Origin of the sequence: Lysinibacillus antri, from assembly GCF_003977595.1 — a bacterium.
Taxonomy (GTDB): domain Bacteria; phylum Bacillota; class Bacilli; order Bacillales_A; family Planococcaceae; genus Ureibacillus; species Ureibacillus antri.
The window spans coordinates 40,186-53,256 of record NZ_RYYR01000018.1; the positions used below are offsets into that span (position 1 = coordinate 40,186).

The 13,071-nt window shown below is 35.0% G+C and carries 10 protein-coding genes; 1 reads left to right on the plus strand and 9 read right to left on the minus strand.

The window, feature by feature from the left end; genetic code table 11:
• Positions 1-145: 145 nt before the first annotated feature.
• The gene (locus EK386_RS13250) at positions 146-1,825 is read left to right on the plus strand and encodes a sigma-54 interaction domain-containing protein (RefSeq protein WP_158674427.1); all 1,680 of its coding nucleotides are present in this window, start codon (positions 146-148) and stop codon (positions 1,823-1,825) included.
• Positions 1,826-1,875: 50 nt separating this feature from the next.
• Here the strand turns inward: EK386_RS13250 and EK386_RS13255 are convergent, their stop codons facing one another.
• The 9 genes from EK386_RS13255 to EK386_RS13295 form a co-directional block, all read right to left on the minus strand.
• Entirely contained in the window at positions 1,876-3,060 is a 1,185-nt protein-coding gene (locus EK386_RS13255; protein WP_246027667.1) for a M20 metallopeptidase family protein, read from the minus strand.
• 32 nt (positions 3,061-3,092) lie between these two features.
• Entirely contained in the window at positions 3,093-4,604 is a 1,512-nt protein-coding gene (hutH, locus tag EK386_RS13260) for a histidine ammonia-lyase (RefSeq protein WP_439331236.1), read from the minus strand.
• 25 nt (positions 4,605-4,629) lie between these two features.
• Positions 4,630-5,943, minus strand: a complete 1,314-nt coding sequence (locus EK386_RS13265; protein ID WP_126659662.1) for a Na+/H+ antiporter family protein — start codon at positions 5,941-5,943, stop codon at positions 4,630-4,632.
• Positions 5,944-5,995: 52 nt separating this feature from the next.
• The gene (locus EK386_RS13270; RefSeq protein ID WP_126659663.1) at positions 5,996-7,159 is read right to left on the minus strand and encodes a M20/M25/M40 family metallo-hydrolase; all 1,164 of its coding nucleotides are present in this window, start codon (positions 7,157-7,159) and stop codon (positions 5,996-5,998) included.
• 18 nt (positions 7,160-7,177) lie between these two features.
• Positions 7,178-8,446, minus strand: a complete 1,269-nt coding sequence (gene hutI, locus EK386_RS13275) for an imidazolonepropionase (protein ID WP_126659664.1) — start codon at positions 8,444-8,446, stop codon at positions 7,178-7,180.
• A 99-nt stretch (positions 8,447-8,545) separates the two neighbouring features.
• A complete protein-coding gene (locus EK386_RS13280; RefSeq protein WP_126659665.1) occupies positions 8,546-10,264 on the minus strand; it encodes an N-tau-methylurocanate hydratase in 1,719 nt (572 codons plus the stop codon).
• Positions 10,265-10,637: 373 nt separating this feature from the next.
• On the minus strand, positions 10,638-11,537 hold the full coding sequence (locus EK386_RS13285; protein ID WP_126659666.1) for an alpha/beta hydrolase: 900 nt from the start codon (positions 11,535-11,537) through the stop codon (positions 10,638-10,640).
• 4 nt (positions 11,538-11,541) lie between these two features.
• Positions 11,542-11,763, minus strand: a complete 222-nt coding sequence (locus EK386_RS13290; RefSeq protein ID WP_126659667.1) for a hypothetical protein — start codon at positions 11,761-11,763, stop codon at positions 11,542-11,544.
• A 122-nt stretch (positions 11,764-11,885) separates the two neighbouring features.
• Positions 11,886-13,001 carry a CapA family protein gene (locus EK386_RS13295; RefSeq protein ID WP_126659668.1) on the minus strand — a complete coding sequence of 372 codons (1,116 nt, stop codon included), beginning with the start codon at positions 12,999-13,001 and terminating at the stop codon, positions 11,886-11,888.
• Between the last annotated feature and the right edge of the window lie 70 nt (positions 13,002-13,071).

Sequence of the window (13,071 nt, forward strand, 5' to 3'; positions counted from 1 at the left end):
AAACTGTAAACCCATAACAAAAAACAACTTTTTTTAATCAATACTGAACAAAGTAATTTTAATATTCTGCAAAATGCCATTGGGATATGATATTATTGCATTAATTAGAGAATCGGATTATTTTCCGTTTTTTGGGGGTGATAGAATGGATAAGGAATTAAAGCGATTTGTAAATTTATGTTGTAAAAATGTAATTGTTACAAATGAGCATTTTCATATTATTTTTTGGAAGCTTGATCATTCAATTACGCTTCCTATTGATATTTCAACTTCAATTTCTTCTATTCTACCAATAGATTTACATTTATGTTCAGTAATTCAAGAAGTAGAGGTAGACAATCAATTTTTTAAAATAACAATTGAAAGATTTGAGTTTGATAAAATATATCATTTAGTGTTTGTAGAAAACATGTTTGATGTAAAAAAGAATTTACAAAATCGTTTATATGTTTTAGAAGAGATTATTGAAAAGCTTGATGAAGGAGTACTTGTTAGTAATAAAGAAGGCGATGTGATTTATTACAATGCAGCGCAAGAAAACATGGAAGGAATACAAAAAAAAGATATTCTTCATAAGAAGCTATGGGAAGGTTACAAATACGAAAGACAAAACTCAGAACATGCACATATTTTCAAAACAGGAAAGCCAATTTATTCCAAATACCATGCCCATGCAAAAAGTGAAGAAGGACCCAAATATGTAGGTTATAGCTCCTACCCTATCAAGAAAGATGGACAAACAATTGCAGTTTTCTCCTTAAGTAGAACTGAAGCAAGTTTGAAAGAAAGACTACATGAAACAATTGAACTTAAAAGGCGAGCTATTACAAAAGATTCTAATGAAGAAAAATACAATAATGGAACAATTTATACGTTTCATGATTTAAAGGGCGAAAGTTCTGCATTAAAAAAAGTTATATCTGAAGCACAAAACGCATCTTTTTATAATACAGATACTTTAATTGTTGGAGAGACTGGTACAGGAAAAGAGTTATTTGCACAAAGTATGCATAATCATGGACCAAGGGCTAATAAACCATTTGTTGCAATAAATTGTGCAGCGATTCCAGAATCATTATTAGAAAGTACCTTATTTGGTTCTGTAAAAGGTGCGTTTACAGGAGCAATAGATCAGGAAGGATTATTTGAGTATGCAAAAGAAGGCACACTCTTTTTGGATGAAATAAACTCGTTACCAATGAATTTACAACCAAAGTTAATGCGTGTACTTCAAGAACGCGCAATTCGTAGAGTTGGAAGTAATGAATTAATTCCAATCTCATGTAGCGTTATTAGTGCGTCTAACGAAGATCCTGAATTATTAACAGAAGGAAATCGAATGAGACTGGATTTATTTTATCGTATTGCTCATTCAAGTATTTTCATTCCACCATTACGTGAACGAAAAGAAGACATATTATTTTTCATTAATCATTTTCTTATAAATTATCAAAATAAATATTTAAAATCAAATATTACTTTAGCCCCTTCTCTACTTTCCCTACTCATAGAGTATAGTTGGCCAGGTAATACCCGAGAGTTACAACACTTAATAGAAAACTTGGTTATCCAAGCTAAAAATGATGAAAAAATTACTGTCGATCTTTTACCACACTATTTACGAAAAAAAATTGTAACTAGTTCAACTAAAGTAATGACAAGTACAGCACGACCATTAAAATCATTAATGAAAACAAATCAAGCGCAATATATCGAGAGTATTTTACAACAATTTAATTGGAATATTTCATTAACTGCTAAGCATTTAAATATTTCGAGACAATCGTTGCAGTATCATATAAAAAAATTAGGAATCACAAAATAGAAATGAGAAAAACGTGTGCAAAAAGTTGTAAAATTTTTGCACACGTTTTTTTAGCACTTCATATTCCATCGTGAGATTGTATAAATAAATAACTTCAACCCATTTTCTAAAGCGTTTTCATTAATAGCAAATTTAGGATGATGATGAGGATAGTTAAGTGTCTCGTCTTCAAAGGCAGCGCCAACACCTACAAAAATGCCAGGTACTTTTGTTAGATATGCACTAAAATCTTCCCCAACCATGATTGGGGAGTTTCGTAAAATTGCATCATCCCCAAAATACTCAGAAACGACTTTTTCGATTTCTAACGAAAGTTCCGTATCGTTTATGATGGATGAGTATCCATAAGTGTACTCAAAAATATAGTTTGCCCCATATACCGCAGTAATATTTTTTGCATGTTGCTCAATTTCTCTTTCGATGGTTTTACGTACTATACTTGAAAAAGTACGTACTCCACCACCTAGGAATGCACGATCTGGGATAATGTTTTTTGCACTGCCTCCGTTAAACTCTGTAACTGCTAAAATAGCACGTTCGTCAACATCCACTTTTTGTGAAATTATATGATGTAAATTATTAATTAGTTGTGCACCAATTAACAGGGGATTAATTGATTTGTTTGGCTCAGCGGAATGACCACCTTTTCCGATAATCTCAATTTCAAACGTATCTGAATTTGCTGTGAAGGAACCTGTTGTTATACCAATTTTTCCTGTTGGAATTGATGATAATAAATGGATTCCAAAAATCTGATTTACTCCTTCTAATACACCTAAATCGACTAACTCTTTAGCCCCTCCTGGAAATACTTCCTCGGCATGTTGAAAAATAAATCTAATTTCCCCATATATGTGATCTTTTAGCTGCGAAACAATTTTTGCAACACCTAAAAGTATTGCAATATGGCCATCGTGTCCGCATGCATGCATAATATCTGGTGTTTTCGAAGCAAATGAAAATGTTGTTTCTTCTTGTATAGGTAATGCATCCATATCTGCTCTTAAAGCAATTGTTTTTCCAGGTTTTGAGCCAATAAGTTTTGCGACTATACTTGTCTTAGTCAGTCTAGTAACCTCTAAATTTCCAAATGAAATTAATTGATCATAGATAAAATCCGATGTATGGAATTCCTCGTAAGAAAGTTCGGGATGTTCATGAAAATACCTTCTCCACTTCACTACGATAGGAATTATTTTTTGTATAGCAGATGTTAAGTCCAATACTTCATTCAATAAAACACCCCATCCCTATTAATACTTAGATTTTATAAGTTTACAAGCGTATCTGTTCTTAATAAGAATCTTGCAACTGCTTCAATTTCCTCTGAAATAGAACGATCCTGTTGTAGTGGTGGACAAATTTCACGAACTTTTTCTAAGAATGACCTTGTAGTTGGAGATAGTTGGTCTTCTGCTTTCTCTAAATAAATTGCTTGTGATGCACAAATCATTTCAATTGCAATAACATTAGCAGCATTTTGAACAATTTGACGAACTTGTCTTGCTGCAGTTGTCCCCATACTTACATGATCCTCTTGGTTTGCAGATGTTGGAATAGAATCAACACTTGCTGGGTGTGCAAGCACTTTATTTTCAGATACTAATGAAGCTGCAACGTATTGAACAACCATTAAACCAGTATCTAGTCCAGGGTCATTTGCAAGGAATGGCGATAATCCACTTAACTGAGGATTTACTAATCGTTCAGTTCTTCGTTCTGAAATATTCGCCCATTCGGATACAGCGACTTTTAAGAAATCCATCGCTAAAGCTATTGGTTGTCCATGAAAATGGCCACCTGAAACGACCATTCCATTTTCTAATACAATTGGATTATCAGTTGCAGAGTTCATTTCAATATTTACACGGTCTTCAACATAGCGTATTGTTTGCCATGATGCCCCATGAACTTGTGGTATACATCGAATAGAATACGCATCTTGCATTCTTAATTGGCCTTGCTCAGTAACCCGCTTACTTCCTTCTAACCAACGGCGTATTCTTCCTCCTACAAATTCTAATTCAGGATGTGGACGAACTGCTAGTAAATCTGCGTTAAATGCAGTAATAATCCCTCTTAATGCTTCCATTGTTAAACATGCTGCCATATCAGCTGCGTATCCAAGTCTTTCCGCTTCATTTAAAGTTACTATTCCTATACTCGTCATTGCCTGTGTTCCGTTAATTAAAGCTAAGCCTTCTTTTGCTTGTAATACAACAGGTTGTAACCCTGCTCGTTCTAAAGCTTCAGCACCGGAGTATACTACACCTTCGTATTCAGCCTTCCCTTCACCGACTAGCACCATTGCTACGTGTGCTAAGGGTGCAAGATCTCCACTAGCACCTACTGAACCTTGTGAAGGAACAATTGGATGCACATTGCGGTTAATTAACTCAACTAATAAATGCAATGTCTCTTCACGAATCCCTGAAAAGCCTTTAGCTAAGGCATTTGTTCGTAGTAACATCATTGCACGAACAATATTTGTAGGTAAAGGTTCTCCTACACCTACCGCATCTGCACGAAGCAAGTTAAGTTGTAAAAGCTCATTGTCTTCTTTATTAATCTTTACATCGCTTAATTTTCCAAATCCTGTATTAACACCGTATATAATTTCACCTGCATCAAGTCGTTTTTCTATGCGAGCTCTACTTTCTCGAACACGTTCTAAACTTTCATTTGAAATTTTTATAGAAGTATTGCCCTGCGCTATTAACTCAATCTGCTGTCGCGTTAGTGATTTTCCGTCTAATTCAATTGTATTAACAGTTATCATTTTCATCACTCCAAAATTAAATTAATTAAAGTACTAAAGCTGCGATTACTCCAAATATAAATAGAGGTATATTATAGTGAATAAATGTTGGGACACATGTATCCCAAATATGATCGTGTTGTCCATCTGCATTTAACCCTGCTGTCGGTCCAAGTGTACTGTCAGACGCTGGTGATCCAGCATCTCCTAAAGCTCCTGCAGTTCCAATTAACGCTGCTGTTGCTAATGGACTGAAGCCAACTGCTAAACATAAAGGTACAAAAACAACTGCTAAGATTGGAACTGTACCGAAAGATGTACCAATCCCCATTGTTACAAGTAACCCAATGAGTAACAATAATATTGCTGTAATAAATTTGCTATCACCGGTAACTCCGTTTACTGCATTTACTAATTCATTAATAGCATCTGTTTCTTTAAGGATTGTGGCATAGCCCGAAGCGATAAGCATAACAAATGCAATGGCTCCCATTAATTTGACCCCATCTTGAACCACTTCTTCCCCATCTTTTAATGTAATAATTCGTCCTAGGAACATAGTAATAATCCCCGACATCGCACCAATAACCATCGAACCAAACCATAATTGCATCCCAAGAGCGATAAAAACTGAAAGGATTGTGATCCAGTCTCGCGGTTCAAATTTCTTCATCAATTCTTCATCTTCAGAAACTGCAGCTAATTCCGCTGTTGCTAATTGGTTGTAAGTGCGGGATTTTTTATATGTTAGAAATACGGCAATAAATAATCCAACAAACATACCAATTGCAGGAATTGCCATTGCAATAGGAATATTTGATGTAGCAATCTCCATACCATTTGATGTCATTTCAGTTGCAATAATGCCTTGGAAAATTAATCCGTACCCTACTGGAATCCACAAGTATGGCATTTTTAAGCCGAAAGTTAATGCAGAAGCTACTGCTCTTCTATCAATATTTAATTTATTGAAAAAGTATAGAAGAGGTGGGATTAAAATGGGTATAAACGCAATATGCACAGGGATTAATGTTCCTGATAAACAAGTTAAACCAGCTATTAATAATAATAGTAAAATTTTATTTGGTTTTTTGATTTTTAATAGTTTTTGTATTAATAGATTAGAGATGCCAGAATGTGCAATCATCGCTGCAAATACACCTAACAAAATATAGCTTAGTGCGGTTTCCGATTGTCCACCCATTCCACTAATAAATATGGATGCTGTTTCCTTTAATGGTAATCCAGCTACTAATCCAGCAACAAGAGCAGAAAGTATTAAAGCAAAAATAACATGTACTTTTAATAAACTTAAAATCGTTAAAACAATTACGGAGATTAAAACAGGATTGTCAAACATTGACCCACACTCCCTTTATATAAGGCTACCTATTTCTAAGTAGCCTTGATTATTATTGTTTATGATTTTCATACCATTGTTCAATTAATGAAGCTGTTAATCTACCTGTATTATTTAAGTTTTCAATACTGATATATTCATTGAAAGTATGAATGTTCTGGAAGCCGTTTCCTAGAGTAATACAAGTTAAACCATTTTCATTTAATATATTTGTATCAGCACCACCAAGTGTTTTTGTCACATAATGTGAAACATTTATATTTTTAGTAGCCTCTTTTACGTTTATTACCAATTTATTATCCTCCGAAACATTAAAACCTAAATATTTCTCTTCAATTTTCACATCCAATCGTGCATTATTTTTATTCGCAACTTCCTCCATGATTCCTTTCATATGATCTAATTGACGATTTAGCTTTTCCTGGGAAAAACTTCTAACTTCTCCCCCAAAAATGACGCTTCCTGGAATGATTGAAGTTAGTTCCCCGCCTTTAATTATGCCGATATTTGCTACTGTTTCATTGTCGATTTCACCAAGCTTCATCTTTAATAAGCCTTCTGCAGCGATTAGAAAAGCATTATTTCCAACTTCAGAATTTAATGCAATATGCGCTGAGTTTCCATGAACAGTGAACCAAATACGACTACTATAAGGTCCTTGTAAAATCACTTGACCTACATCTCCACTACTATCAAAAATGTAGCCTGCTTTACTTTTTGGTATTGTGTAATCTAAATACTTTGCTCCTACTAATCCAGCCTGTTCATTAACTGTTAAAATAAATTCGATTGGTCCATGTGGTATACCACTTTCTATAACTGCACGGAAACCCTCGATATATGATGCTAAGGCAGCTCGGTCATCAGCACCTAAAATTGTTGTTCCGTCTGAAGAAATAATGCCATTTTTAATAATTGGATTTAAGTTTTCGGTAGGTAGTACAGTGTCCATATGGGTTGAGAAAAATAATGGAGGAATTGAATTGTCGCTTCCTTCATGCCAGGCGATTAAGTTACCTACTTCCCCATTAAACTTTTTATATGCTTCATCAAATGTGACGGAAAAACCTAACTTTGGTAGTTCTTCTAGAAGATAATCCGCAACAAGCTGTTCTTTTCCACTAGGACCATTGACTTTGGCTAAATCTAAAAAAAGATTAAGTAATCTCTCCTCGTTTACTTTTGAAGCAGCTTTTGATATGAATTTAACAGTCATAATTTTTCCTTACCTCCATTAAACTTCAATATTTACTTTTACGAGAGAACCCTTACGTACGACAACTTCCCCACTTTTAACAACAGTATCAACAACATTTACACCTAATTCATAAGCAATGTGCATGTAATTTGGAACATCCCAAATTTGAAGATCTGCTAATTTCCCGACTTCAATTGTTCCACGATCATGTAAATTTAAAGCTTTTGCACCGCCAATAGTAGCAGCACCAATTGCCTCCTCCACGGACAATTGGTACAAACGACATGCTAAATTAATAACAAATGGCATTGACGGTGTATAACATGCTGGACATAAATCTGTTGCTAAGGCGATATCCATTCCACTATCTAGTATCTTTCTAGCTTGAAATGGTTGTTTATGATTAACTGCAAAATCTAATGCTGGCATTAAAACTCCTACTACTCCAGCATTTTTAAGATCTTTTAAAACATGTTCTGGGGTATAGTTCATATGGTCGATTGATACCATCTTCATTTCAGCAGCAAGTTTTGATCCCCCAATATTGGAGTACGCGTCTGCATGAATTTTTGGTAACATTCCTACTTTTAAGCCAGCTTCTAAAATTAGGCGAGATTCATTTGCAGTAAAATATCCATTATCACACCAAACGTCACAAAATTCAGCAAGATTCTGTTCACTAACAGCAGGTATCATTTCGTTAATAATGATGTCTAAATATTTTTCTTTTGTCATGCCATCAGGGATTCCATGAGCACCTAAAAAAGTATTATAGACATCAAGTGGAGTTTCCTCTTGAAGGCGTCTGCCAATCTTTAAAATCTTTATTTCACTATCAGTTGTCAGTCCGTAGCCACTCTTACTTTCAACAGTTGTCGTACCATGTTTTAACATGGATAGAATACGTTTTTTCGATTGTTCAAAAAGTTCTAGTTCGGATGTATCGCGAGTTAATTCAATTGTTCGGTTTGGACCAGTTCTAAGCTTAATTTTTTTTAAGTTTGCTTCCACATCACCGTGTAATTTCGCAACATACTCTTCTACTCTCGTTCCATAAAATACGAGATGTGTATGAGAATCAATAAATCCAGGAGCAACCACTTTTCCTGAAGCATCTATACTATTCGAATCGTCAATAATGTATTTTTGCGTTGCATGATATATTGAACATATATCAATGATTAATGAATTTTGAATAACAATTGTTTGCTCGGAAAATACTTTAAAGCCTTCTTGTCTTGTTTCCGTGCAAGTAACGATTTGATTAGCATTTAGAATTACAAGTTGAGGTTTTATTTTTTTCATTATGGATCTCCTTTACAACAAGAAATACGTAATTCTAGAAGAGCAGATATTTAGAATTGAAAAGACCTTAAGTTACTATCTTAAGGCCCTTTCATTAAATTAATTTACTGTTTCTTTTTCTAAGTCTTTTGGTCCGAATGTAGCTGTTGGCTCCCACCATAAAGGAATTTTAATATTTTCATTAGTAAGTTTCCCTTTTCCGTTTGCAACATCTCGAGCAATATCATACCCAGCTTGTGCATGGCGAACAACACCGATTCCAGAGTCAACTGTCATTGCAACTTCTAATCGCATATCAGATTCAGCAGTACCATCGGCAATCATTGTTACCCCAGTGTGTACAGCTTCCCCCATGGAATAGTTAGCTTGTAATGCAATCAAGTCACACATTCCTACTGCATTTAATAAACCATTCAGTGCTGGCCAGTCAGATATTAAATCGCTACCATCTTTCATGTTTTCAGATTCAAATGTTGGGTTTACGATTGAACCAGAATCTAAATTGTCACGGGAGAATGCTACAGGACCACTTAACTCACCACGACGAATCATATCATTTACTTCTAATGCGAACTTTTTACGTTGACCGAATCCCATGTAACAAATGCGGGCTGGTAAAGCTTCAATCGGAATATGTTCTTTCGCTAATTTAATCCAACGTGTTACAAGTAGGTCATCACTAAATTTCTCTAATATCATGTCATCAATTTTTCTTAAGTCTTCCGCTTCTCCTGACATACAGATCCATCTGAATGGTCCACGTCCTTCACAGAATAATGGACGTAAATATTCAGCTACGAATCCAGGTAAACGTTTTGCTTCGACTTCATCAAACCCTGCATCAATGCATTCTTTTCGTATACTTGTACCATACTCAAAAGCTTTTACACCTTTGTCCATAAATGCAATTAATGCTTTTAACTCTCTAATCATCGTCTGACGAGCTTTTTCTAAATAAGTTAGACGATCTTTGTCACGTAGTTCCTCAGCTTCTTCTACAGTTAAACCTGAAGGGAGGTATGAAATAGGATCATGTGCAGGAGTCATTGATGTTGCAATATCTGGTAAGAAATCAATTTCTAAAGATTTTTCAAAAATATCCGCTGCATTTCCAACAACTGCGATACCAATTGCTTCTTTTTTCGTAGCTTTTTCTTTTGCAAGGGCAATTGCTTCTTCTAATGAATCCACTACTACGTCAATGAATCCTTTTTCAATACGACGGTTAATGATATCAATATTTGAGTCACATAAAATGGCAACACCACCATGCATTGTCATTGCACGTGTTTGGTTTCCACCCATACCACCTGCTCCAGCAGTAAGTAGAATTTTACCAACTAATGAATCGTTATAATGTTTGCGAGCGATTGCAGAGAGTGTTTCAAAAGTTCCCTGGATTACACCTTGTGTTCCGATATATTCCCATGGAGCAGCTGTATAATTCGCATACATTGTCAAATTCTTTTCTTGTAAATCGTAAAATGTTGGCCAATCAGCTTTCATAATGTTTGTTGTAGCCATTACAACAGTTGGCGCATATTTATGCGTTTTAAAGACTGCAACAGGCATTCCAGACTGAACAACTAATGTCTCATCATCTTCAAGATTTTTTAAAGAATCTACAATTGCATGATATGATTCCCAGTTGCGAGCAGCTTTACCAATTCCTCCGTAGATAACTAATTCTTCAGGTTTTTCAGCATTTTCCATATTGTTTTCTAACATTCGAAGGATTACTTCTTGACGCCACCCCTTACAGCGTAATGTGTTTCCTCGTTGAGCTCTTACTGAATAAAGAATTTCTGGTTTTGACATATAAATTTCCCCCTTTTGTTGTTGTACACCTTAATATAAGCAAGAAACATGCCAACTTTTCGGAAATTGAAGATTAAATCTTAATAAACGCAGCAAAATCAATTGATAAAATATTTTAACTATTTTTATTATTGGAATTAAATTAATGAACTGGTGCATATAAAATTTGCATGAAAGCTATGAAATCTCTTTAAAAAAAGAAGAATAATAGATTTTCGGCATTTTTTGATATGCAGATAAATTTTGCAGATGAAAAATAGGTGCATAAAAAAACGCACTTGATATAAACAAAGCCACCGAAAAGCTAAATTTCCTTAAAGAAAAAAATATTTCAGTGATCTTCATATAAATCAATGCGTTTTTATTTTAAAATTTATTGTTCCCCGATTAAAAATTCCGATGTAATATCATAGCCACGCATATAATCAGGTGACCCTGGGAAGTACTGCATAAATCCATGAATATCTCCATCAAATCGAACGAGTCGGACATTTACACCTGCTTCTTTTAATTTTTCTGCATACGCTTCCCCTTCGTCACAAAGTGGATCATATTCTGCAGTGAAAATTAACGTATCAGGCATTTTTTCTAACATATCCGATGTAGCTTCAATTGGAGATATAAACGGGCTATTTTCTTGCTCTCCATGTTTCAAGTGGGTTTGACTTTGCGTAATATCAACACCATATTTCGCATTGTATAGATCACGGGATTGATACTCACTTCCTTTAATTTTTTCATCTAAGTCTGTCGCTGGGTAATGTAACACCTGTTTGGCCAAATTAAAATCACCAGTTTTGATGGATTTTAATGCCACACATGTTGCTAGATTTCCCCCAGCACTTGATCCACCAACAGATATGTTGTGTTGGTTGCCACCTAGTTGTTCGGCATTGTCAACCACCCATTTTGTCACAGTGTAACAATCTTGAAAAGCTGCAGGTGCAGGGTGTTCGGGCGCCTTTCGATAATCAACGGCAATTACTTTTACACCTGATAATGAACAAATAAGCCGACAAGAAACATCATGTGATTCGAGACTTCCGTTGATATAGGATCCACCATGGAAAAATACATGTAATGGATAGGGTGCTGATTCTTCAGGAGTATAAATGCGGATGGGAATTTGATGGGTTCCAGCATTTACGGTCATATCTTCAATGTTTAGTACTTTGGGACGCTTCTCGATTGGAGGATTGTCAACATCTATTCCTTTCCATCGTGCATCAGGATATTTTTGAAAATATTGTTCAATATAATGGTGTAAGGGCATATCATCACTCCTTCTTCTTTATTTTTCGATGATACTCTGAAATTTGAGTAACTCGGACGGTGCTTGTGTTTAATTCGTGATAGATTCCTCGACTATCCGTAAATGAAATATATTGGTCCCGTTCCCCTTGAATCAGTTGAATGGCTGCTTCTTGAGATTCCACATGTATAAATCTCCTTACATAATGTTGTTCATCAAAAAAGTAAGTTACTTTATACTCCTGCATGTATTGAAACCTCCAGAAAGCGAAAAATAGATTATCTTTATTGTTCACAAATGATTACATGACTATGTCTAAATAAAAAAGCCAAGTTTAGAGGAGTATTTCCTTTAAACTGGCTAAGATTGCTAAGATTCATTTTCGATAAAAGTAAGATCTGTTATAAATTGTGAAAGATGTTTTTTTATTTCATCATAAATCTTTTGCGCATTCGGTAGTTGTTGATCTGTCACTTGATATAACGGTAAAATTTCGTAGTTTTTCCAATTGCTAAATTTTACATACGTCGGTAACATCTTAGGGTGATGAATTTCGATCATCGTAGAAGGAGTTCCATTTACATCATAAGTGATGGTTTTTGTCACTTCTAATTCTACAAGCGCCCCAATTTGACGGTATAGTCGATCTTGCGCGGATAAAAAATTTCCTAATGAATGTATGACAAAGGTTTTATTGCCATTGATCCCCTCATACCACTTTGCAGGCTGAAGTACATGGGGGTGATGGGCAAATACAATATGTGCCCCAGCATCGGCTGCAATTTGAGCTACTTCTTCTTGATAGTCGTTATACATACGTTCATATTCATTTCCAATATGGAGGTTGACGACCACAATATCTGAAATTTCTTTCGCTCTTAGGATATCTGTTTTTAATGTTTCTTCATTTAAGTAGTTGACAAGATATTCTTTACCTACTGGTGGTTTTAACCCATTTGTGCCATATGTATAACCTAAAAATGAAAATGTAATGTGATTAACTGTTAACGTTTTAATTCGATTTGCTTCCTCAACTGTCGATGATGCACCAACATAAGTGATATCGAGTTTGTTCCAATAGCTTGTCGCATTTAGAATGGCCTTTTCCCCAAGGTCAAGTGTATGGTTATTGGCCATATTAACGACATCAATACCAGACTCTTTTAATGCATCACCTATTTCATAAGGACTATTGAATTGAGGATAGCTAGAAAGACCAAGCTCTTGGCCGCCAATGATACTTTCGCTATTCGCCATCGTAATATCGGATTGGCTCAAATAAGGCGCAACGTGAACAAACATTTTTGTGAAATCATATTGGTTATTACCGATACTCGCATCTTTATAAACCGACGAGTGGAGTAAAATATCTCCAATTGCTGAAATAGATGCTGTATAAGTTTCTGGTTCTTTCATTATGATTGGCGATTTTTGTTCTACTTTTGGTTGTTCCATTTCAGAATAATTTCGTGGTTTTTCATCCATCAAATTATTTGCGCAACCAGTTAAAATAAACAATGCAATAATTGGGATTAGCTTTTTAATAAAAATGTCC

Coding starts and splice junctions, on each gene's coding strand:
- EK386_RS13250 (WP_158674427.1), top strand. CDS start 146: ATGGATAAGGAATTAAAGCGATTTGTAAATTTATGTTGTAAAAATGTA.
- hutH (WP_439331236.1), bottom strand. CDS start 4,604: ATGATAACTGTTAATACAATTGAATTAGACGGAAAATCACTAACGCGA.
- EK386_RS13265 (WP_126659662.1), bottom strand. CDS start 5,943: ATGTTTGACAATCCTGTTTTAATCTCCGTAATTGTTTTAACGATTTTA.
- EK386_RS13270 (WP_126659663.1), bottom strand. CDS start 7,159: ATGACTGTTAAATTCATATCAAAAGCTGCTTCAAAAGTAAACGAGGAG.
- hutI (WP_126659664.1), bottom strand. CDS start 8,446: ATGAAAAAAATAAAACCTCAACTTGTAATTCTAAATGCTAATCAAATC.
- EK386_RS13280 (WP_126659665.1), bottom strand. CDS start 10,264: ATGTCAAAACCAGAAATTCTTTATTCAGTAAGAGCTCAACGAGGAAAC.
- EK386_RS13285 (WP_126659666.1), bottom strand. CDS start 11,537: ATGCCCTTACACCATTATATTGAACAATATTTTCAAAAATATCCTGAT.
- EK386_RS13290 (WP_126659667.1), bottom strand. CDS start 11,763: ATGCAGGAGTATAAAGTAACTTACTTTTTTGATGAACAACATTATGTA.
- EK386_RS13295 (WP_126659668.1), bottom strand. CDS start 13,001: ATGGATGAAAAACCACGAAATTATTCTGAAATGGAACAACCAAAAGTA.